The 23423-nt window shown below is 63.9% G+C and carries 18 protein-coding genes and 1 pseudogene; all 19 read right to left on the reverse strand.

All coding sequences use genetic code 11. From position 1 onward, the window contains the following. Window positions 1–517 precede the first annotated feature (517 nt). The 19 genes and pseudogenes from AB4Y82_RS04220 to hemP all read right to left on the reverse strand — a co-directional run bounded on the left by AB4Y82_RS04220 (window position 518) and on the right by hemP (window position 23388). Window positions 518–964, reverse strand: coding sequence for an NfeD family protein (locus AB4Y82_RS04220; protein ID WP_441602482.1), 447 nt, complete (start codon window positions 962–964; stop codon window positions 518–520). Window positions 965–983: 19 nt separating this feature from the next. Next, complete coding sequence (locus AB4Y82_RS04225) at window positions 984–1937, reverse strand: SPFH domain-containing protein (protein WP_441602481.1); 954 nt, start codon at window positions 1935–1937, stop codon at window positions 984–986. A 68-nt stretch (window positions 1938–2005) separates the two neighbouring features. Next, complete coding sequence (locus tag AB4Y82_RS04230) at window positions 2006–3388, reverse strand: sensor histidine kinase (protein WP_441602480.1); 1383 nt, start codon at window positions 3386–3388, stop codon at window positions 2006–2008. A 490-nt stretch (window positions 3389–3878) separates the two neighbouring features. After that, window positions 3879–5087, reverse strand: a pseudogene (locus AB4Y82_RS04235) (sigma-54-dependent transcriptional regulator); the annotation flags it as partial. Between the two features lie 147 nt (window positions 5088–5234). Beyond that, window positions 5235–7040 carry a DUF885 domain-containing protein gene (locus AB4Y82_RS04240; RefSeq protein WP_441602477.1) on the reverse strand — a complete coding sequence of 602 codons (1806 nt, stop codon included), beginning with the start codon at window positions 7038–7040 and terminating at the stop codon, window positions 5235–5237. 81 nt (window positions 7041–7121) lie between these two features. Then, the gene (locus AB4Y82_RS04245; RefSeq protein WP_441602476.1) at window positions 7122–8372 is read right to left on the reverse strand and encodes an ABC transporter permease; all 1251 of its coding nucleotides are present in this window, start codon (window positions 8370–8372) and stop codon (window positions 7122–7124) included. Window positions 8373–8383: 11 nt separating this feature from the next. Beyond that, window positions 8384–9715, reverse strand: a complete 1332-nt coding sequence (locus tag AB4Y82_RS04250) for an ABC transporter permease (RefSeq protein WP_441611123.1) — start codon at window positions 9713–9715, stop codon at window positions 8384–8386. A 110-nt stretch (window positions 9716–9825) separates the two neighbouring features. Then, window positions 9826–11037 (reverse strand): ABC transporter permease, encoded by a 1212-nt coding sequence (locus tag AB4Y82_RS04255; protein WP_441602475.1) that lies wholly within the window; start codon window positions 11035–11037, stop codon window positions 9826–9828. 8 nt (window positions 11038–11045) lie between these two features. Further along, the gene (locus AB4Y82_RS04260) at window positions 11046–12368 is read right to left on the reverse strand and encodes an ABC transporter permease (protein ID WP_441602474.1); all 1323 of its coding nucleotides are present in this window, start codon (window positions 12366–12368) and stop codon (window positions 11046–11048) included. Between the two features lie 19 nt (window positions 12369–12387). Next, a complete protein-coding gene (locus AB4Y82_RS04265) occupies window positions 12388–13611 on the reverse strand; it encodes an ABC transporter permease (protein WP_441602473.1) in 1224 nt (407 codons plus the stop codon). Between the two features lie 2 nt (window positions 13612–13613). Then, window positions 13614–14918, reverse strand: a complete 1305-nt coding sequence (locus AB4Y82_RS04270; RefSeq protein WP_441602472.1) for an ABC transporter permease — start codon at window positions 14916–14918, stop codon at window positions 13614–13616. 32 nt (window positions 14919–14950) lie between these two features. After that, complete coding sequence (locus tag AB4Y82_RS04275) at window positions 14951–16180, reverse strand: ABC transporter permease (protein WP_441602471.1); 1230 nt, start codon at window positions 16178–16180, stop codon at window positions 14951–14953. Between the two features lie 15 nt (window positions 16181–16195). Continuing rightward, complete coding sequence (locus AB4Y82_RS04280; RefSeq protein ID WP_441602691.1) at window positions 16196–17509, reverse strand: ABC transporter permease; 1314 nt, start codon at window positions 17507–17509, stop codon at window positions 16196–16198. Window positions 17510–17577: 68 nt separating this feature from the next. Beyond that, window positions 17578–18810, reverse strand: coding sequence for an ABC transporter permease (locus tag AB4Y82_RS04285; protein WP_441602470.1), 1233 nt, complete (start codon window positions 18808–18810; stop codon window positions 17578–17580). 10 nt (window positions 18811–18820) lie between these two features. After that, window positions 18821–20134 carry an ABC transporter permease gene (locus AB4Y82_RS04290; protein ID WP_441602469.1) on the reverse strand — a complete coding sequence of 438 codons (1314 nt, stop codon included), beginning with the start codon at window positions 20132–20134 and terminating at the stop codon, window positions 18821–18823. Between the two features lie 63 nt (window positions 20135–20197). Continuing rightward, entirely contained in the window at window positions 20198–20920 is a 723-nt protein-coding gene (locus AB4Y82_RS04295; protein ID WP_046970517.1) for an ABC transporter ATP-binding protein, read from the reverse strand. Window positions 20921–20957: 37 nt separating this feature from the next. Beyond that, a complete protein-coding gene (locus tag AB4Y82_RS04300; protein WP_441602468.1) occupies window positions 20958–22229 on the reverse strand; it encodes an efflux RND transporter periplasmic adaptor subunit in 1272 nt (423 codons plus the stop codon). A gap of 188 nt (window positions 22230–22417) precedes the next feature. Beyond that, window positions 22418–23002, reverse strand: a complete 585-nt coding sequence (locus tag AB4Y82_RS04305) for a hypothetical protein (protein ID WP_441602467.1) — start codon at window positions 23000–23002, stop codon at window positions 22418–22420. 167 nt (window positions 23003–23169) lie between these two features. Beyond that, complete coding sequence (hemP, locus tag AB4Y82_RS04310; protein WP_441602466.1) at window positions 23170–23388, reverse strand: hemin uptake protein HemP; 219 nt, start codon at window positions 23386–23388, stop codon at window positions 23170–23172. Window positions 23389–23423 lie beyond the last annotated feature (35 nt).

Raw genomic sequence — 23423 nt, forward strand, 5'->3', positions numbered from 1 at the left:
GTGGGAGCGCACCCTGTGCGCGACAAACCTACGGAGCGGTACACCGCGGCGTGGCTGTCGCGCACAGGGTGCGCTCCCACAGACAAGCCCGCGTGGCAAAGGGAAGCGGGACGACTAAAGCCGATGCGCAGCGAGGCCCCGCTTTAAGTCCTCTCCGATTCGGGCGCGTTGCGCAGCGCTTGGAAGTATCCCCTGTGTACCCTCGGAGGTTGTCCCACAACAGCGCGCCTCGAGCGTTCGGGCTTATCCCAACACGATGCTGCGGGCGTTATCAGGCCATTTCTTTGGGTTACTTTTCTTTGGGCCAGCAAAGAAAAGTGACTCGAGCGGCGGCAGCCGTTCGAAACGCCCGCCGCGTAGGCGGCACCCTGGCCTCAAGGCGGCAACCGGAGACTGACGAATCTGGATGACCAGCTTCTCTGTCGAAAAGCGCCTCCGGCCCGCGCCGCGGCGACGAGCAAGAGGCAGCCGACCCCGAGATGACGAGCAGATGGGATCGACTCAATCCAACGACAACCTAATCCGCCACCTTCACCAGCAACGTCGTCCCCTCCACCCCAACCACCTCCACCATCGCCCCCGCCGGCAAATCCGGCCCACTCACCAGCCACAGACCGTCGCCCACCTTCGCCTTGCCCCGCCCATGAACAATCGGTTCCACCAGCACGTAGCGCTGGCCGATCTTCTGTTCACCGCGGCGATTGAGCAGCGCATCGCCCGGCTCATCGCGCATCAGGCGAGGGCGCAGGCCATACCAGTAGGCGGCGCACGACAGAAAAGCGAGCACCGCGAATACCAGTGCCTGCCCCAGCATCGGCAAATCCGGCGCCACCAGCACCACGACGCCGGTGATGCCGGCGGCAATGCCGATCCACAACATGAAATAGCCGGGCAGGATCACTTCGATGGCGATCAACACCAGCGCAAGAATCCACCATAGGTAGTGAAGGGCGATCTGTTCCATCGTCGTCGCGTCCCTGGTCTCAGCTGATCGAGGGCGGTGTACGGCGGACCGTAGTGCTCGCCTGCTGCTGGCTGAGCGAATCCTTGGCCAGTTCGGCAATGCCGGCGAGCGAGCCGAGGATGCCGGTGGATTCCATCGGCAGCAGCAACATCTTCTGATTGGGCGAGTTGGCCATTTCCTTCAGCGCCTCGACGTACTTGGTGGCGACGAAGTAGTTGAGCGCGTTGACGTTGCCGTTGGCGATCGCCTCCGACACCATCGCGGTCGCCTTCGCCTCGGCTTCGGCGGATCGTTCGCGGGCCTCGGCGGCGCGGAAGGCGGCTTCTTTTTCGCCTTCGGCGGCGAGGATGACCGACTGCTTTTCACCTTCGGCCTTGAGGATGGCCGCCTGACGGAAGCCCTCTGCGTCGAGAATATTGGCGCGCTTCTCGCGCTCTGCCTTCATCTGGCGGGCCATCGAATCGACCAGGTCGCGCGGCGGCGCGATGTCCTTGATCTCGATGCGGTTCACCTTCACGCCCCACGGATGGGTGGCTTCGTCGACCACTTTCAGGAGCTTGGCATTGATGGCATCGCGCTGGCTGAGCGATTCGTCCAGATCCATCGAACCGAGCACGGTACGGATATTGGTCATGATCAAGGCCAACGCGGCCTGCTCAAGATTGGCCACCTCATAGGCGGCCTTGGAGGCATCCAGCACCTGGTAGAACACCACGCCGTCCACGCGCACGACCGCGTTGTCCTTGGTGATGACGTCCTGCGAGGGCACGTCCAGCACCTGTTCCATCATGTTCATCTTGCGCCCGATGTTGTAGATGAAGGGCGCCAGGAAATGCAGGCCGGGTGAGAGCGTGCGCGTGTAGCGTCCGAAGCGCTCCACTGTCCATTCGTAACCCTGCGGCACGATGCGCACCAGTTTGGCGAGCACGATCACCGCGACCAGGATGATCACCAAAGCAAACAGCTGTCCCATTGCCACATCCCCGTTCCATGAAGGTTGCCTCCGAGTATAGGCGAGCGCGGAGACAAGCGATCAGGGGCTCAACGCGGCCCCAGGGGCAGGAGCAGGCTCACCCGCAGGCCGCCCTCTTCCCGGTTGGCCAGGGCGATGCGGCCGCCATGGGCTTCGGCGATCTCGCGCGCCAGGGCCAGGCCCAGACCCGTGCCCGAGCGCTTGGTGGAATAGAACGGCAGCAGCGCCTGCGCCAGCACGGTTTCGCTCATGCCGGGGCCGCGGTCGGCCACTTCGATGCGCACGTCGCGGCCGATGATCCCGAGCGATAGCGAGACCTCGTCGTCGGCACTGCCCGATTCGTGCGCGTTCTTGACCAGGTTAATCAGCACCTGCTCGATCTGTGCGGCGTCGAACCAGCCCGCTTGTTCGGGAACCGAGCCGCGCAGCTGAAACTTGCAGTGCAGCGACAAGCCGTCGAGGAACGGCTTCCAGTCGATCGCCACCGGTTGCGGCGCGGGCAGCTTGGCGAAGCTGGCGTAGCCTGCGATGAATCCATGCAGATGGCGCGCGCGCTCGCCGATGGTGGCGAACACGCCCGGCAGGCGCGCGGTATCACCGCGACGCGCCAGTTCCGCACCCGAATGCGCCAGCGAGGAAATCGGCGCCAGCGAATTGTTGAGTTCGTGGCTGATCACGCGGATCACGCGTTTCCACGTCGCCACTTCCTGGCGCGACAACTCGCGCGTCATGCGGCGAAACAGCTGCAGGCGATGCGGCCTGCCATGCAGGCGGAAGCTGCGTTGCGAGAGATGGAAGGTCTCTTCGCCGCCATCCATTTCAACGGTGAGCAGCGCATCTTCGCCGCCTTCCACCGCACGCCGCAGCGCTTCCGGGCTGTCGCTGATCAGCTCGGCAAAGCTCAGGCCATGCAGCGTGCGGCCTTCGTTGAACAGATGGCGCGCGGCAATATTGGCGTAGGTGACGCGGTTGCTCGCATCGGTGAGCACGAGCGCTACCGGCGTGTTCTGCACCACGGTATCGAGCAGCAATTCACGCTGGGCGAGGTTCTGCCGCTGTTCGCGCAGGGTCTGGCCCAGCGCGTTGTGCATGCGGATGAGTTCGCCCAGTTCGTCGCGACGCGTGGCGGCGATGGAAAAGCTGAAGTCGCCGTCGCGATAACTGGCGACGGCACCTTCGAGCGCGCGCAGCAGTTTGGTGATCGGCGACATCACGCGATGGCCCAGCCACAGCGACAACGGCAGCAGGAAGGCGAGCGAGACGATGATGCCGCCATAGAAACCAAAGCGCGCCGGTGTGCCCAGATCGATGCCCAGGTCGTGCCGCATCCACACCAGGATCTGCGGCAACGGCCATTGGGTGACGCCGGCGTAGATGAGTGCACCGGTCAGGCCTGCAAAGCCCAGCAGGATCACCATGCGCGACTCGAGCGAACGCAAACCCAGCCGCATCAAAAGTCTCCTCCGTGAGCCATTGGCATCAGTGGCATCCCGCACCCGGCCCCATGGGCACGCAGTTGACGTTCGGCCCGTGACCGTTGTTGATGATCACGCGGATCGGCGACTGATCGGGCGGCGCCTTGTCCTTGGCGGGGTTGGCGCTGAAGTTGAAGCGTTGCGCATCGTTGGCTGCGCTGCTCAAGGTGTCGCGATAGCCGTCTGCCACCGTGCTCGCCGGGGCGGGCGGCATCGTGGGCAGCGTGAGATTGGGAGTTTTGGGGGGCGCGCTGCCCTGGGCCCAGGCTGCAGCATTCAGGCAGCACAAGCCGATGACGAGTAGCAGGGTGCGGTGTCGCATGGCGGACTCCTTCTGCACGGTCAACATCATCCTCGGGCTTAGGGCCATGGGCAATCGCCGGGCGGTCTTGCAGCATCTGTGGGAGCGCACCCTGTGCGCGACAGGGGCTCGCGAAAGGCTGTCGCGCACAGGGTGCGCTCCCCTGGGTTCATCCAGGTTGCGCGCGCCGGCTACGGCAATCTGAGGCAGGTTCAGCTGTTCGGGCGTGATGCGGCCATCACTCACCAGCAAAGCGGCGCGCTCGATGGAGTTCTTCAATTCACGCACGTTGCCCGGCCACGGATAGCTCAGCATCGAATCGCGCGCGGCATCGGTCAGTTCAGCGCGGCCACCGAGGAAGAATTCGGCCAGCGGCAGGATGTCGTCGACGCGATCGGCCAGCGGTGGCAGGTTCACTTCGATCACGTTGAGGCGGTAATACAAATCTTCGCGGAAGGTGCCTGCACGGATCATCGCCTTGAGGTCGGCATTGGTGGCGCTCAAGACGCGCACTTTCACCTGGCGCGTGCGGCCTGAGCCCAATCGCTCGAACTGCCCGGTCTCCAGCACGCGCAGCAGCTTTACCTGACCCGACAACGACAGGTTGCCGATTTCGTCGAGGAACAAGGTGCCGCCATCGGCCATTTCGAAGCGGCCTTCGCGCGCCTTGTTGGCACCGGTGTAAGCGCCGGCTTCGGCGCCGAACAATTCGGCTTCGATCAATTCCCCCGGCAGCGCACCGCAGTTCACGGCGATGAACTGGCCACGTTTGACCGCCGAGTTGGCGTGCACGATGGCGGCGATGCGTTCCTTGCCGGCGCCGTTGGGGCCGGTGATGAGCACGGGCACATCGGAGCGCGCCACCTGGCAGGCCAGGTCCAGCGTGCGTGCCATCGCTTCGGAGGCGAACACGATGCCGTCGAGGTCGTAGCGGCGCTGCAGGTCCTCACGACGCTTGCGGCGCTCGTTGCGGGCGCGCGTGACTTCGCGGGTGGACTCGGAAAGCTCCAGCAGGTTTTCCACCGTGGCGAGCAGCTTGGCGTCGTCCCACGGCTTGGCGAGATAGTCGGCCGCCCCCGCCTTGACCAGTTCCACCGCGGTTTCCAGGTGGGTCCAGGCCGTGAGCAGGATCACCGGCATATCGGTATGGCGCTGGCGCAGCTCGCGGAACAGCGCGATACCCTCCTCGCCCGAGGTGGTATCGGCGGTGAAATTCATGTCCTGGATCACTACGTCCACCCGCTCGGTCTCGAGCATGGCCAGGCCTTGCTCGGGCGTGAGCGCGATCAGCGGGCGGATCTCATGGAGGGAGAGCGCCAGGGACAGCGCCTCACCCACGGCCGGGTTGTCGTCGATGATCAGTACGGTTCGCATTCGTCGCTTGCACATGTAGACGTGGATGCATCTCCACGCCAAAAGGTTGCCATCAATCGGTCGATTCGTGGCGATTCGTCGTTCATATTCCCGTCCATCCTGGCCAGGGATGCGTGCGCCGCCCCGAGGGCGACGCACGCAGGTGGATCAACCAGCGACCGGATGTACCGGCGCCTTGCCGGCCTTCACCGCGGCGATCCAGGCATCGGTACGCGATTCCAGCACGTCCAGCGGCAGTGCACCGCCGCCCAGCACTTCGTCGTGGAACGAGCGGATGTCGAACTTGTCGCCCAGCTCCTTCTTGGCGCGCGCACGCAGCTCGAGGATCTTCAGCTGGCCCATCTTGTATGCCAGCGCCTGGCCCGGCCAGGTGATGTAACGGTCGGTTTCGGCCTGCACATCCGGCTCATCCTCGCTGGAATGGGCATGGAAGAAGTCCACCATCTGCTGACGCGACCAGTGCTTGTAATGCACGCCCGTATCGAGCACGAGGCGGTCGGCGCGCAGCAGTTCATCGGACAGATGACCGTAGTAGGACAGCGGATCCTTGTAGAAGCCCACTTCCTTGCCCAGCTGCTCGGCATACAGCGCCCAGCCTTCGATATACGCGGTATAGCCCGCCTGCTGGCGGAACGGCGGCAGCTTGGGCAGGGTCTGCGCGATCGAGATCTGCATGTGATGGCCCGGGATGCCTTCGTGATAGGCGGTGGACTCGATGCTCAGCACGCTGCGGTTCTGGTAGTCGCCGGTGTTGACGAAGATCTGGCCCGGACGCGAACCATCCGGCGTGCCCTGGTGATATTCGGCCGCAGCGGCTTCCTTCTCGCGGAAGGCTTCCACCGGCACCACTTCCACCTTGGTCTTGGGCAGCAGGCCGAACAGCTTGGGCAGTTCCGGCTGCATGCCAGCCAGGTAATTGCGATAGCGGTTGAGGATGTCCTCACGCGAGGTCGCATGCACCTTCGGGTTGGTCTTGAGCGACTCGCGGAAGCTCGGCAAATCCTTGAAGCCCTGCTGCTTGGCGATCTCGGTCATCTCGCCTTCGATGCGCTTCACTTCGGACAGGCCGATCTCGTGGATGCGCTCCGGGCTTTCCTTGGTGGTGGTCATCTGCTCCACCTGGAAGGCATAGATCGCCGCGCCGTTGGGCAGCTGCCACACGCCCGGCTCGCTGCGGCCGTGCGGGGCGTAATCGTTCTTCACGAACGCGCCGAGCTTCTGGTAAGCCGGGCGCACCTGCTGGTCGATCGCGGCGAGGATGGCGTCGTGCAGGCGCTTCTGGTCAGCCGCGGAGACCGACTTGGGGAAGTGCTTCAACGGCTCGGCAAACACGCTGTCCATGCCGGCCGGCTTGCCGATGCTGTCGATCTGCGTGACGACTTTTTCGAGCAGGTACTTCGGCGGCATCATGCCGTCCTTCAGGCCCTGCTGCGCGACCGCGGTGACCTGGTCGAACAGGGCCGGCACGGCCTTCAGGCGCGCGAGGTAGTCGTCGTATTCCTTGGTGTTGTCGAACGGGATGGAGCTGATGAAACCGGCGAGCTGCAAGTGCGCGCCGCTCATCTGGTCCAGCGGCATCTCGTCGAGCTTCAGCTGATGCGACTTGAGCGCGTCCTGCAGCTGGCGAACCATCAGTTGCTGGTTGAGCTTGTCATCGGCGGAGAAGCCGGTGGTGTCGATCGCCTGGAAGCGCTTGAGGAAGTCCTGGGCCTTGGCTATTTCGGCCTGCTGGTGCGCCAGCGAGGCGTCGGTCCAGCGGTCGTTGTAGCGCAGATCGCCGAGGATGGTGGCGAACTCCGGCGAGTTCTCCAGATTGTGCTGCCACTGCTCGGCCAGCAGATCGTTCAACGCCTTTTCGCGCGTGGAGACATCCGCCGTGGCGGCCTGCACCGAGGCGGCACAGGCCGCAGACAGTGCCAGGCTGACCAGGAGCATACGTGGTCCAATCTTCATGGGTACATCCTCGGGTTGAGATAACGTCTATTCTGCACACCGCGGGCCGCGCTGCCCGTGCCGAACTGCACGGCCCCTCGTTCAGATAGCCCGCGTGGCCACCACCGGGGGCACCTCAGCCGCCCGCCTGGCCGGCGCCAGCACGGCCAACTGGCCGAGCAACAGCACCACCGCGCCGCCGATGGGCAGGTAGTTCCAAGGCAGATGCGGCAGCTCGTAGTAATGCATCAGCAGCCCATTGGCCACATAAGCCAACGCCATGCCGACCACCACGCCAGCGCCGGCAATCAGCAGGTTCTCCAGCATGAAATAGCGCAACACCTGCGAACGACGCGCCCCCAGCGCCCGCTGGATGCCGATCTGGCGCGTGCGCCGCTGCACCCAGAAGCCGGTGAGGCCCATGATGCCGATGGCGGTGACCACGATCACGGCGATGGTGACGCCGGCGAAGAGCCACAGGGCGGCGCGTTGGCTGGCCAAGGCATCGTGGCGGCGCTCGGCGTAGGTGGTGATCTTCACCGGGAAATCGCTGACGGCCATCGCGCCGAACTGTTGCTTAATGGCGGCGCGGATGCCGCGCAGAGCCACCTCACGCATGGCCGGGTCAATGCGCACCGCATAGCTGAGCATCGCCGTGTCACCGATGCGCTTGGCGGCCAGCACGGTGTTGTCCGCGCGACCGTCCGTGGCCAGCGTCAACTGGTTGCGCATCAAATGGCGCACCACGCCCACCACTTGATAGCCGTGCCCGTCAGGCTCATCCGGCACCTGCAACATCTTGCCCACCGCAGGCTGGTCGCCGAATAACTGTCGAGCCAGCGACTGCGTAATGATCAAGGGCTCGGCCGTTGAAGTCGTTGGCAGGCCGCTGGAAGGCTGGTTGACGCCAAAGTCGCGATATTCCTCCGGCAGAAAGTCCCGGCCCGCCAACAGGTCCACCCCCAAGGTGCGGACGAGACCGACGCCGAAGTAGCCGTTCACACCCACCTTGGCGCCCTGCGGCGATTGCAGCGTGTAGTCGATCATCATCGTGCTGATCATCGGCAAGCCCAGCGCCGCAGACGCGGAGCGCACGCCGGGCAAGTGGCTCAACGCCAGCTCGCCCGTATGCACTTCGGCGGCCGTCCACGGGCGCACGGGCGAGGCAATCTGGTCGACCAGCACCAGTTCGTCTTCCGCCACCCCGCTGGGCGCGATCATCGGCTGCACGCGCTGCCACACAAGGAACAGCACGTTGCACAGAATGGCGCAGGCCAGTGCCGTCTGGAACAACACCAGCGCAGGCATCAATGCATGGCGGCGAAGGATCTTGAGCATGATGGCAGGTGACATCGTCGTACTCCTTAGGCGCTCTTGACCTGCAAGCCCGGCTCGACGCGTGAGGCGCGCCAGGCGGGCAGCCAGCCCGTGACGATACCTACCGCGAAGGCAAGTGCGAACAACGCTCCAAACATCGCCGGATCCAGCCGCGCCAGATCGGTGAAGCCGCCATCCTGCAAACGCAACGTCCACAATCCGAACAGCGTCAGCGGCAAGGCCATCACGCCGCCGATCAGGCAGATCATCGCCGCCTCCAATACATGCTGCTGGAAGATGGCGCGGCGCGGTGCACCCAGCGCGCGACGTATGCCGATCTCCGCGCTACGGCGCAGGAAGCGCGCGGCCAGTAGGCCAGCGACATTCGCCATGCACAGCAACAGGAAGGACCCTGCCAGCCACGCATTGAGTCGCACGTTGTCAGGCACGACATTTTGCTTGCTCAGCCACGCGCCAACGCCGGTCAATTGGGCCGGCCTCGGCTTGCCATAACTGGCCATGGCTTGTTGATTGTCGAGGTAGTGCTGCAGGTACAGGAGAAAGTCGTCCGCCTTGGCGCGATTCGGCAGGTCCACCCAATAGCTCAGTGTCGCGCAATGCCTGGCGTCACTGGTGAACAACGATTTCGTTTGAGGGCCATCCTCGTCGCAACCATCCGTGCCCGCCAAGTCCACGCCCGCGTCCAACAGCGCGTACAGCGGGACAAACGCCTGGTCACGGCGCAGGTTGCCGAACGTAAACGACGCCAAGTCATAGAAGTGCGGCTGCGGCGAAAACGGCGCACTCACCCCGATGATGCGGAACACGCCGTGTCCAAGAAGAAGGTCGCGCCCCAGTACATCGGTGGTGCCATACAACGACTGCGCCATCTCGCTGTCGATCACCGCGACCGGTGCGTGCGCCTGATCCTCCGCCGCCGTCCAGCCGCGTCCGCTCCGCAGCGACACGCCCAGCATCGGCATGAACTCGCTGGTGGTGGCAAGCAGGTAGTCCCTGCCCTTGCGTGGTTTGTCTCCGTCGCTTTTGAAGCCGGTGAACACGCTCGCCATCGGCGCCTGCCATGTGGCACGGTGATCGCGCAGCAGTTCTTCCGCATCGCCCAGCTTGATACGGTGATGGTTCTCGATCGTGAGGTCGTTGAGCGACTGGTTCTGCTGCGGCTTGGCATGCACCGTATCCACCCATGCCAGGTACAGATGATTGCTGCGCCCTGGCAGCGGATCGGCGGTGAGCTGGTGCAACAGCGCCAGCGTTGTCATGGTGGCTGCCAGCCCCATCGCAACGGTGAGTACCGCAAGCACTGTGCTACGAGGAAAACGCGTCAAGCCGTGCCACGCTAACATCAGGTTGTAACGCATCCGTTGCTTCCCTGTTGCCTGATTTACCTGCCTGACGCAGCACTCTTTGCGTGCTGCTCCCCTGTGACATTAACCGGCGCAGCGCCGGCCATGCCATTCCCCGCAAGACATCACACCGATCGCGTCGCCACCATTGGCGGTACCTGCGACGCGCGCAAGGCCGGCGCCAATACGGCTAGCTGCCCCAGCCCCCACAGCACCAGCGCACCCACTGGCAGGTAATACACCGGCAGGCGCGGCACTTCGTAGAACTTCATCAGCACCAGATTGAGCGCGAAGGTCAGCACCATGCCGATGGCGATGCCCACCGTCACGATCAGGAAATTCTCGGCCTGGAAGTAATGCAGGATGTCGCCGCGCGTGGCGCCGATGGCGCGGCGTATGCCGATCTGTTTGCGCCGCTGCTGTACCCAGAAGCTGGCCAGCCCCACGATGCCCAGCGCCGTCACCAGCAGCAACGCCACGATGACGCCGGCCAGCGTACCGACCATGATGCGCGTCTGGCGGAAGAAGTCCGAGCGAAGCTCAGGCACGGTGCGGCTCTGCTGCAGGTCGAGCACCGCTTCCGGGGCCGCCTTCTGTGCGGCGTCGCGAGCTTCGCGCAGCACGCGCGGAAGATCGCCAGGATTTGCGCGCAATGCATAAACACCATTGAGCGACGCGCCTGGATTCACCGGCACGAACACGGACCACTCGCCCGCGCTGTCGCCATGACCACCGCCTGGATCGGGAGGCGTCAGGTGCGCCATCACGCCGATCACCCGGAAGTGGTGCTGGTCCGAAAAGAACTCCTTGCCCAGCGGGTCCTGTCCGGGCCACAACCGCTCGGCGAACGCGCGGGTGATCCAAACCGAGGGGTTCTGTGGCAACCACAGGTCGGCCGTCTGAAAGTCCTCCGGCTGGAATGCACGTCCCGCCACCAGTTGCAGCCCCAGCGTTTCCACGGCACCGGGACCGCCCGCGTAGAAGTGCGGCACGGCGATGAAATGTTCGTGGTCGAGGTTGATGCCGGCATAACCCGTGGGTTGCGCGAACGGCACGGCATTGACCACCGCGACCGACTGCACGCCGGGCACCCTGCGCAGCGCGGTGGTCACCCTGGCGTTGAGGTCGGCGCCCTTGCATCCGTCACAACCTAGGTTGATCACCGCCAGCGATGACTCGGCCACGCCGCTCTCAATATGCAGCGCCCGAAGCTGCTCCACGATAAGAAAACAGGCGTTGCACAACACCGCGCAGGCAAGCGCGATTTCCAGCGCGATAAGCGCCGTGGCGAGACGATGACGGCGCAAGGCGGAAAGGATGGGAGCAAATTGCGTCATGGCGGGCCTCACAGCGATTTCAGTTGCCATGCCGGCACCACGCGGCACGCACGCACTGCCGGTAGCGCGCCGGCCAGCAGGCTGGCGCCGATCGCGGCGACGAAGGTGAGCAGGAACATCGGCACATCCAGGCGCGCCAGATCCGCATAGGCCACTGGTTGCTGCCGAATAAACCAAAGGCCCGCCATGGTCAGCAACCACCCACACGCCCCGCCGATCAAACCGATCAAGCCCGACTCCACCATGTACTGCGCGAATACCGCCGCGCGACTGGCGCCCAGTGCGCGGCGCAGACCAATTTCGCCACTGCGCCTCAGGAATTTCGCCAGCAACAAGCCCACCATGTTGACCAGGCAGATGGCCAGAAAAGCCACCGCCAGCCAAGCCTGCAGTCGCACATTGCTGGGCAACACGCCATTGAAATCCAGCCAACCCATCAGGCTGCGCATACGCGTGTTGCCCGAATGCGTAAAGCGACCGATTGCCTGCTGCTGCGCCGCGTAGTCAGCCACGAAGCGTCTATAAGCGGCGACGTGGGTGGCATCGTTGATCTGCACCCATAGCGCGACCCAAACACAGGGAGAATCCTGCAAATGTCCCGGATGCGCGGGCATCTGCCAGCAGGTGAACTGCTGGAAATTGCCATCATTGACATCCAGCCCGGTAAAGAACGGCGTGATCACGTCTTCCGGCTTGGCATAGAAGTCGCTGGTATCGCCCGCAGCAAAGCGGCCGCCCCGGACTGCGTAGAACTGTGGCGAAGGTCGCCATGGCTTGAGCACGCCCACGATACGCACATCGCTGCTGCGCAGGCGCAGGACGCGCCCCACGCTGTTCTCGCCGGCGAACAGCTTCTGGTTGAGATCGTCAGTGATCACGGCCACGCGCGCGCGGGCCGCATCATCCTGCTCGCTCCAGGGCCCGCCATAACGGAACGGCACATTGAACATGCTGAAGAAATCCGCCGTGGCCGACAGCATCGGCATCATCACGGCGGGCTTGCCGGCATCGGCCGTATCCAGCCGCACCGTGCTCTGCACCAGCATCACCTGACGATCGGCGCGCTTGGCGCTCCACAGGTCTAGCGCTGACCGGTAGTCCAGCATGTCCAGCGGTTCGCTGCTGTCCTTGTTCTTCGGATCGGCGTCCACTTGCGGATAGAAGATCGCCTGGCTGCGCCCCGGCAAGGGATCGCCGGAGAGCAGATGCACCACCGTGAGCGTCGTCATGCTGGCGCCGATACCCACCGCAATGGCCAACACCATCAATGCGGTGAGTATCTTGTTGCGGCCGAGACTGTGCAGCGCCAGATCGAGGTAGTAACCGAACATTCCCTTGTCCCTCCGTGGCTCAGACCGAACGCGTGGCGACCACCGGCGGCACCGCTGCTGCACGCATCGCCGGCCCCAGCACGGCCAGCTGCCCTATCGTCCAGAGCAGCAAGGCGCCCACGGGGAAATAAATCGCCGGCAGCCGCGGCAGTTCGTAGTGAACCATCAACAGCAGGTTGATGCCGTAGGCCAGCACCATGCCCACGCCGATGCCGATGGTGGCGAGCAGGAAGTTCTCGGTCTGGAAGTAATGCAGGATATTTCTGCGCGTCGCACCCAGCGCGCGCCGCACGCCGATCTGCCGGCGACGCTGTGCGACCCAGAAGCTGCCCAGGCCTACGATGCCCAGTGCGGTGACCACAAGCAGCGCCGCACATACAGCCACCAGCAGTCCCGTCATCGCGCGATCGTTCTGGAAGAAATCCTCGCGCATGTTCGACAGCAGATGCTGCTTGAGCACGATGCGATGCGGGTTGATCTCCTTGAGCTTCGCCACTGACGCCTTCAGCACCCGCTCGCGGTTCTTCGGGTCGTCCACGCGCACGATGTACTCGTTGTTCGCCACGCGTATCGGCAACACCATCGAGTAGCTGGCCGCCGAATCGTCCCAGATCGATGGGCGAATCAGCTCCTTGACCACACCCACCACGGTGAATGCGTAGTCGGACATGTAGACCTGCTTGCCCAGCGCCGACTGTCCCGGCCACAGGCGATTGGCCATCTTCTGCGTGATCACCGTGACGTGCGGAATGCCCTTGGCATCTTTCGCCGCCGCCGCGCTGACCACTTGGTCCATGTCCATATAGTCATCGGCGTGCAGTTCGCGCCCCGCGATCAGCTGGGTGCCCAGCGTCTGGGTGACGTTCTCTCCGAAGTAGTCGGTGGCATTGAGCGTGGCGAGGCGCTGCTTGGGATCGAGCTTGATGCTGCCGTTGGACGAGGAATTGCCGAACGGCACCTGGTTGACCGAGGCCACCGACACCACGCCCGGCACCTGTTGCAGCGCGGCCAGGTCCTCCGCGCGGCGCGCCTTGTCGTCCTTGGTCACGCCGATGTTGGTCAGCGCGATATGCAGCAGATGCTGCTCATCCACGCCACTCTGCATATGGATGCGCTCGATGCGCTGGTTGATGATGAAGACCGCGTTGCAGACGATGGCGCAGGTCAGCGCGATCTCCACGATCACCAGGAAGGCGGTGGTCTTGTGGCGGCGCAATGTTGAGAGGATCGGAAGAATGTCCATGGTCACTGGCTCTTCAGTTGCAGTGCGGGAGTGATCTGGCAGGCACGCCATGCCGGCAGCAGGCCGGCAAGCAAGGTGGCGCCAACCGCCAGCAGGAACGTCACCAACAACATGCCCATGCTCATATGCGCGAGCGCCGCGTAGCTGGACGGCTGCTTGCGCACCAGCCACAGGCCGAAGAAGGCCAGCAGCAGGCCGACCATGCCGCCGGCGAGGCCGATCACCCCGGACTCGATCAGCAGCTGTGCAAACACTTCACGCTTGGATGCACCCAAAGCCCGGCGCACACCCAGCTCGCCGGACTTGCGCAGGAATTTCGCCAACATCAAGCCCACCGTGTTGACCAGGCAGACCAGCAAGAAGCCCAGCGCCAACCAGGTCTGCAGGCGCACATCGCCGGGCACCACTTTGTTGATGTCCAGCCATTCCATCAGGCTGGGCAGCTGTGCGTTCGGCGGACGCTGGAAGCGACCGAGCGTCTTCTGCTCCTGCGAGTAATGCACCAGGTAGTCGCGATAGGCGGCGACCTTGTCCGTGCCGTTGATCTGCACCCAGAACTGCAGCCAGACGCATGGCGAAGTTTCGGCGTGTTCGTCGTCACCGCCGCCTGTGCCCCAGCAATCGGTGGAGCCGCTGTGTTCGAAGTGGACATCGCGAGCGGTGGTCAGCGGTACGAAGACGTCTTCCACCGAGCCGTAGCTTTCCATGTTCAAGTCGTAGAAGCGCGGCGTCGGGCGCCAGGTGTCCAGCACGCCAACCACCTGGAACGCACTGTCCTTCATGCGCAGCGTTTGTCCGACGCTGTTCTTGCCGCCGAAGAGCTTCTCATTGAGCGTGCGGCTGATCACCACCACGCGCGCCTTGGCGTTGTCTTCGGACTCGCTCCACGGACGACCGTACAGAAACGGCAGCTTGAACATCGGGAAGAAGTCGCTGCTCGTGTAGCGCGCATCGCTGAAAAATGGATCGATGTTGGCCTGTGCCGGCTGCACCGGCACGGCACCACCCGTCATCAAGGCCTGGCGGTCGGCGCGCTTGGCATGCAGCAGGTTCATGCCGTCGACCCAGCTGACCTGTTCCGGCGGGCGCTTGCCTTCCTCGTAGCCGTCCATGTCGCGCGGATCGACCTGCGGATAGAACAGCGTGGCGCTGGTGCCGGGCAACGGATCGCCCGACAGCACATGCAGCACCGTGAGTGTGGTCATGCTCGCCCCGATGCCCAGGGCGATCGCCACCACCATCAGCGCGGTGAGAATCTTGTTACGCCTGAGGCTGCGTAGCGCCAGGTCAAGGTAATAGCCGAACATGTGGTTTCCCCTCCTTAGCACCCTCCACGCGATCACACCGATCGCGTGGCCTCCACCGGCGGCACGCGCGACGCGCGAAGCGCCGGCGCCAGCACCGCACCCTGTCCCAGCAACAACAACATCGCCACGCCTGCCATCAGATACACCATCGACAGGTGATGCATCTCAAAACGCGTGACCATCCACAAATTGATCGCAATCGCGAGCACCGCCCCGAACAGCACGCCGCCCACGCTGATCAGCAGGTTCTCGGTCATGAAGTAATTGAGTATGTCGCGCCGGGTCGCACCCAGTGCGCGCCGCACACCGATCTGCTTGCGGCGCTGGCCGACCCAGAAACTGGTGAGACCGACAATGCCTGCCGCGGTAACGGCCAGCAGCACCGCGCAGATCACACCCATCAGGATGGCCATGCCGCGATCGCTCTCGTAGGCGCGCGAGCGCACTTCGCTGAATGGAAGCACGCCATCGTCCTCGTTGATCACGCGTCGCGGGTTATGCGCAAACAGCGCCTTGACCGCGGCCGGCATGGCTGTATCGAGCTGCCCCGGTCGAGTGCGCACGATGTAGAACGCGCCCAGCGACACATTGAGCCGCTCGGGGATGATCACCGAGCGATAGGCGAACTCGGAGGCCCAATGCTCCACGCTTTGCGCCTGCAGCAGCTCCACTTCGCCCACGACGGTCGCCGGACCGCCGATCAGGTAGATCGTCTTGCCCACCGCGGTTTCGCCCGGGAAGAGTTTTTCCGCCAGGGCCTTGGTGATGATGACTACCGGCGGCGCGAGCTTGTAACGCAGGTCCATATGGCCAATTTCCTCGGCGCGGAAATTGCGCCCGGCGATGAGCTTGAGGTCCAGCGTGTCGATAAAGTTTTCGTCGGCGAAGTAGATGGTTGCGCCGGAGGTGTCCTGGACCTGGTCGGGCTTGAGCCTGATGGCGTCATCCCAACCGTCGCCGCGCAGCGGATACGAATTGCTCGGCGTCACGTTTTGCACGCCGGGTACCTGGCGCAGCACCTGCAGGTCTTCGCGCATCTGCGCATCGGCCTGATCGGGACCGGGCGCGCCTACCCATTCGCTCTTGATCACGAAGGTGTTGGCTTCGTCGATGCCGCTCGGTTCGGACAGATGCGCCACGCGCTGCTGGATGATGAACAACGCATTGCAGACAATCGCCAGCGTCAGCGCGATCTGCGCGGCGATCAGAAAGGTGCCGGCCTTGTGCCGGCGCAAGGCGGAAAGAATCGGTTTGATCTGCATGGCTCGTCCCTCCCCTCAGTTGGACTTGAGCTGCCAGGCGGGCTGCACTTGCGCCGCCCGCCAGGTGGGATAGAACGCCGCAACCACGGTCGCCGTGATGGCCACCAGCAGGGTCAACAGCATCAACGACACGTCCAGGTGTGCAAGCCGCGCAATCTGCGGCTCGAACACCATGCCCAGGCCGAGCATGCCGATCGCGGTGAACAGCAATCCCAGGGCACCGCCCGCCAGTCCAACCATCGCCGCCTCCGCCAGGAACTGGCGATAGATGTCAGCACGCGAGGCACCGAGCGCGCGACGCACGCCAATCTCCGGAGCGCGGCGCATGAACTTCGCCAGCAGCAGGCCAATCGTGTTGACCAGGCAGATCAGCAGGAAACCGAACGCCAGCGTCATCGAGATGCGGCTTTCCGGCGGCACCGCATGCTGGTAGTCCAGCCATTCGCGCACGTTGCGCAGGCGATTGTTGGGAGCCCAATTGAAGCGACCCGCCTTGCGCTGCTCACGCGCGTAGCCGTCCAGGAATTGCCGATAGGCCTGTACCTGCTCGGCATTGTTCAGCTCGACCCATGGGTTGATCCACACGCATTCGCCCTGCAACCAGCTATCCCAGGTATCGCCGCGCTTGCCGTCGCTGCCGCAATTGTTGTTGCCGCGTGTGTCGATGTGCTGCGCGATGGCATAAGTAAAGGGAATATAGATCTGCGCCGGATCAGCATAGGCATTGCCACTGAAGGTGTCGAAGAAGCGCGGCTTGGGATCCCACTTGTTGGTGACGCCGACGATGCGGTACTGCTTGTCGTCCAGCACCAGTCGCTGACCAACACTGTTGTTGCCGCCGAACAACTTCTGATTGAGCTCGCGGCTGATCACGATGACGGGCTCGCGCGCTTCGTCTTCCGCATCGTTCCAGCCGCTGCCATACAGGAACGGCACCTCGAACATGCTGAAGAAGTCCCCGTAGGTGGCATAGCCGGGCGCCTTGAACGGCATGCGGTGCGGGTCATCCGGCATCACCGAAAGACCCACCGGATACAGCATGGTCTGGCGCGCCGCCTTGTGCGCCCGCATCAGGGCCACGGCGTCGACATAGTTGAGCGCCGAGGGCGGCTCGCCGTGGCGGTTGTATTGCGGTCCACGGTTGTCGATCAGCGGCACGAACAACTGCGACGACTTCTGCGGGATCGGATCACCCGATACCGCACGGAACACGGCAAAGGTCACCATCGACGCCGCCACGCCAAAGCCGATCGACATGATCATCAATGTCGTCAGCAAGACGTTGCGCCGAAGGCTCGCCGCGCCCAGTCGCAAGTTGTGCACAAACATGCCGCTCATCGTTACCTCGTGTTTCCCAACAGGCCTTGCGATCCTTGTCTTGCTACACCACGCGCCGGTCAGACCGAGCGCGTGGCTTCCACCGGCGACACGCGCGAGGCGCGCATGGCCGGCGCCAGCGTGGCACCCTGCCCCAGCAGCAGCAGCGTCACCACGCCCACCAACACATAGACCACCGACAAGCGCGCCATCTCGAACTGCGTCACCAGCCACAGGTTCATGCCGACCGCGAGCAAGGCGCCAATCACCACGCCGGCAATGCCGATCAACAGGTTCTCGGTGAGGAAGTAGCTGAGAATGTCGTGCTTGGTCGCGCCCAGTGCGCGTCGCACGCCGATCTGCTTGCGGCGCTGGCCAACCCAGAAGCTCGTCAAGCCGACGATGCCCGCGGCCGTGATGCCCAACAGCACCAGGCACACCACGCCCATCAGGATGGCCATGCCGCGGTCGCCCTTGTACGCATACTCACGCACCTGGGCGAAGCTGCGCACGCCACGCTCGGAAGGAATCACGCGCATGCGGTTGGCCTTGACCAAGGCTGCCGGCGCCGCCTTCATCACATCGGCCAGCTGGCCGGGCTTGGTGCGGATCAGGTAATTGGTGAACGCACTGGTGAGTTGTACAGGCTGAATCAGCGAGTTCTCGTAGAACGAGTCGGACCACGTGCCATTCCACGGCACCTGCAGGCGCTCCACGATGCCCACGATGGTGCTGGGCGACTTGGAATCGCCGATATAGATAGTCTTGCCCAGTGCCGAACCTTCCGGATACATCTTGTCGGCCAGCGCCTTGCTCACGATGATCGCGGCCGGATCGGGTATGGCCTGCGGATCGGCTTCCACGATTTCGTCCGGACGGAAGTTGCGTCCGGCGATAAGCTTGAGCTCCATGGTCGGCAAGGTGTGCTCGTCGCCGAAGTATTGGGTGGTATGTCCTTTGGAATTCTTCGCATCCGGATCGGTGCGCACACCGGTGGACCAGCCACCGCCGCGCAGCGGATAGGAGTTCAAGGCCACCGCGTCCTGCACGCCCGGAAGCTGGCGCAGCGCGACCAGGTCCGCCTTGACCAGAGGACCCGCCTTGGTTTCCTCGGTGCCGACGAAGCGCGTCTGTATGGCCATCAGGTCGCTTTCCACCATGCCGGTGGGACGCTGCACGCGGTCCAGTCGCTGATGGATGATGAAGATCGCATTGCAGACGATCGCCAAAGTCAGGGCGATCTGCATGGCGATGAGAACCGTGCCTGCCTTGTGACGCTTGAGCGCGGCGAGTATGGGCTTGATCTGTAGCATCGTCGTCGCCTCAGTTGGATTTCAGCTGCCATGCCGGCTGCACTTGCGCAGCACGCCACGTGGGATAAAAGGCCGCCAGCACGGTCGCCAGGATTGCCAGCAGCATGGTGAGCAGTACCAGCGATCCGTCGAGCGTGGCGAGCTTGGCGATATCCGGTTCAAACACCAGCGAGATACCCATCACGCCCAAGCCCGTGAGCACCAAGCCCACAACGCCACCGGCCAGACCGATCGCGGCTGCCTCGATCAGGAATTGCAGGTAGATCTCCTTGCGCGTCGCGCCCAACGCACGGCGCACGCCGATTTCAGAGGAGCGCTTCATGAACTTGGCGAGCAGCAAACCCACCGTGTTTACCAGGCAGATCAGCAGGAAACCCAGCGACACCAGCAGCGAGACCTTGGCCTCCTGCGGCACCACCTTCTGGTAATCGAGCCATTCGGTCACATTGCGCAGGCGCGTATTGGGTGCCCAGTGGAAACGGCCGGCACGCTGCTGCTCGGCGGCGTAACCGTTGAGATACTGGCGATAGGCATCCGCCTGGGCCGTGGTCGGCAATTCTGCCCAGTAACCCAACCACACGCACTCGGACTTGATCCACGCATCCCAACCCTTGCCCGGGTCCTTGCTGCAGTTGTTGTTGCCGTTGGTCGTCGTCTGCACTTCCACGGCACGCGTGAAAGGAATGAACACTTCGATCGGATCATCGAAGCCATTGGTGTTGATGACGTCGTAGAACACCGGCTCGGGGTTCCACTTGGCCGCCACGCCGACGATGCGGTAATCGCGGCCGTTGAGGTTGATGTTCTTGCCGACGCTGTTGGCGCCATTGAACAGCTTGTCGTTGAGCGCCTTGCCGATCACGGCTACCGCTGCGTGCGAGGCATCTTCGTCCGCCGTCCAGCCATGGCCATAGAGGAAGGGAATGTCGAACATCGGGAACGCGTCGGCATACCACGCGTAACTGGTTTCGCGGAACGGCAGCATGGACGGATCCGCCGGCACGATCGACATCGCCGCCGGGAACAAGGCCGTCTGGCGCGTCGCCCGCTTGTCGCGCATCAGGTTGATGGCGTCGGTATAGGTGATCGCGTTGGGCGGCTCGCCCTTGTTGTCTTGCTGCGCTTCCGGACCCCAGTTGTCGATCTGCGGCACATACAGCTGCGAGGACTTCTGCGGAATCGGGTTGTTGGAGGTCGCGCGGAACACCGAGTAGGTGGTCATCGACGCGGCCACGCCGCAGCCGATCGCCAACACCATCAGCAGGGTCAACAGCGGATTTTTGCGGAGGCTGCGCAAGCCAAGCTGGAGGTAGTAGGCGAACATGGTCGTCCTTTACAGGGCTTCAATCCGCCTCCTGCCGAAGCAGGAGGCATCGGCGGCCGGCTATCAGGCCGGAGCGTTGTTGCGGGCGGCGTGCACGGCGTGGTGGAAGCGCGGGTCTTCCGCCAGGTCGACCACCTGACCGTCGATGATGTGCACGTTGCGCTGCGCGCGGGCAGCCAGCTCCGGATCATGCGTCACCATCACGATGGTGGCGCCTTCGCGATGGATCTCTTCCAGCAGCTCCATCACGCCACGGGCCATCTGCGTGTCGAGGTTGCCGGTCGGTTCATCCGCCAGCAGCAGGCGCGGCGAACCGGCGAGCGCGCGCGCAATAGCCACGCGCTGCTGCTGACCGCCGGACAGTTCAGCCGGATAGTGCTTGGCACGCGAAGCCAGGCCCACGCGCTCGAGCGCATCCATGATGCGTTCCTTGCGTTCGGCCGCCTTCATGCCGCGATAGCGCAGCGGTACTTCGACGTTGTCGAACACATTGAGGTCGGGAATCAGGTTGAACGCCTGGAAGATGAAACCGATCTTCTCGTTGCGGATGCGCGATCGCTCGTTGTCGTTGAGGTTGCTCACTTCAACGCCGTCGAGGTGGTACTGGCCACCAGTGAAGGTCTCCAGCAGGCCGGCAATCGTGAGGAAGGTGGTCTTGCCCGAACCGGACGGGCCGGTCACGGCGACGAACTCGCCTTCGTTCACATTGATGTTGAAGTCGCGCAGCGCATAGGTCTCCACCACTTCGGTGCGGTAGACCTTGGACAGATGAGTCATCTTGAGCATGGTGTTGTCCTTCGAGTGGTGGTTAGTTGGAGGTTGCTTAATTAGAGATGGCGACACGCTGGGCGCCCTTGAAGCTGTCGGTACCGGAGATCACGATGTTGTCGCCTTCCTTCAGGCCATCGAGGATTTCCACTTTGTCGATGCTGCTGGCACCCACGCGGATGGGATGCTTTTCCGCCACGCCGTCGCGCACGAGGTAGGCATAGCTGCCACCCGATTCGTCGACGAAGGAGCCGCGCTGCACGGTGAGCACGTTGTCGCGCTTGTCGAGCAGGATGCGCACGGACAGGCGCTGGTTCTGGCGCAGCTGCTTGGGCGTCTGGCCGTCGAAGCGCAGGCGGGCGGCGACTTCGCCATTGACCACTTCGGGCGAAATGGCGCTGACCAGGCCCTTCCAGGTGACGCCGTTGCCGCTGATCTCGCCGGTCATGCCGATGCCCAGGTCACGCGCGAAACTTTCCGGCACCTTCATTTCCACTTCGAGCGCGGACAGATCGATCACGCTGACCAGCTGGGCATCCTTGGCCACGGTGGCGCGCTCAGCAATGAACAGCTGGCCGACCTGGCCGTCCACCGGCGACTTCACGTTGAGGTCGTCCACCTGGCGCTGCAGATCCTTCACCATCAGCAGCTGGCGATCGTGCGCGAGCTTCTTGGACTGGATGTCGAAGTTCAGGCTGTCGGTGTTGGTGGCCAGATCGGTCTTGGCATGCTCGAGCGTGATGCGCATCTTCTCGAGCGTGTCCTTGGACTTGTCCACGTCCATGCTGGGCACCGCACCCAGCGTGAACGCCTTCTGGTAGCGGGCAAGGTCGCGTTCCGCGCCCTGCTTGTCGATGCTGGCGTTGTCGAAAGCCTTCTGCAGCTCGCCGCGCGTCTTGCGCGCATCGATCTGCGCACGCAGGTAATCCACCTGCATGGCGTCGGCGGCGCTCATTTCCTGGGCGAGCTTGTTGGTCAGTTCGGGGCTGTCGATGACGGCCAGCACCTGGCCCTTCTTCACCGCATCGCCTGCGTGCACCTTGAGCGTGACCGCACCGCCGTAGGTGGCATAAAGCGTGGGGCTGACTGCCGCCACCACCTTGCCTTCGGCCGCGATATCGCGGACGAACGGACCGCGCTCGACCGTGGCGAACGCCAGACGCGAGCTGCTCACCGAAGCGTCGGCCGAGAACAGGCGCCCAATGCGCGGACCGAACAAGGCCAGCACGGCCACCACGGCCACGCCAATGCCGATCAGCAGCATGCGGCGCTTGGGGTTGGATTTGACCTCGACCAGTCGGTCTTGTGCGGAGGTATCGCGAATCATCGATGGGTCCCTGGCCGCTGACAATGCGGCCCCTGACCCTACTGAGCAATCCGCGTGCCAAGTCCAAAGCGCCGATTTATTCGATATTTTTCAGCGAGTTGAAATGTCACCCAGGGCGCGGACAGCTGTCCGCGGACACCTGCACGGACAGGCGGACAAACGTCCGCGGACGTGACCGTGACGCCTGCCTAGTCGAACGCCGGCGCCAGCGACACCGCCGCCGCCCTCGCCACGTCGCGGGCAATGCCCCGGCCCAGTGAGGAGAGTTGTCCCAGCGGCAGCGTGTCGAGCACATCCAGCGACGCGATCCGCGCGGTGTGAAAACACAGCAGCTCCGCAATCGCCGCCTTGCAGGCCACTTCGCCGGGGCATACCGGCGCGGCCGGCAGTGGCGTGCCGCCGGCGAGCAAGGCATCCCAGGCGAGATAGTCGGTGTCCGGCAGCAGGTGCAGGCGGGCGCAGAACGTGCCGGACGCATCGAAGCAGTCGATCCATTCGCGCGGGCCGTCTGCGCCGATCATGCTTGATGCGCGCAGTTCTTCCGTTTGCAGCAGCGGCGCCAGATCCTGCCGCGTCACCAGCCAGCCCGGAGCCAGCTCGCGTGCGGGACGCGAGGCGGCGCAAGCCGGCAGATACAGCACGCCACCCAGCGATGGCAGGCGCGCGGCGAGCGTCGTGCCGTCGATCCGAACCGAGCTGCGGCTGATGGTCCATGCCGCCGTGTCTGTACCGGATCGGTTCGTAGCAAAGGCATGTGCAAGCCAGCCAAACATCGTCAGTACTCCTTGGCAGGAAGCGACCTGGCTGGCGTTCGAAGGAGAACCGCGTGGCTTAGGGTCTTGAGAGGTGTCCCGGCCGTGGCCGGAGGAAGGCGTCCTTGCCCATGAAGCTCCCTCGGGGGAGACGGCATGCCCGGCGCCGGCCTGCGCCGCGGCAAGGCTTACTTGGTGAGGATCAACTTGTCGTTGCGGGTCAGGCGCAGGTGGTACTCGCTGCCCTGGTGCTGGATCACCAGTTCGCGCTCGCCTTTGAGCAGCATCTGGCTGGAAACACGGCGAGTGGCGGCATCCGGCGCGGGCACCGAGGGCTTCAGGCTGAGCAGGCGGAACGGGCGCGCCAGGGCGTCGGCACCCTGAGGGAGGGACAAAACCGTGGTCATGGTGGAGCTCCGCAGGAGAGTGGTGACACCTCAGA

This window comes from Dyella sp. 2YAF14 (genome assembly GCF_052114725.1).
Taxonomy (GTDB): Bacteria; Pseudomonadota; Gammaproteobacteria; order Xanthomonadales; family Rhodanobacteraceae; genus Dyella.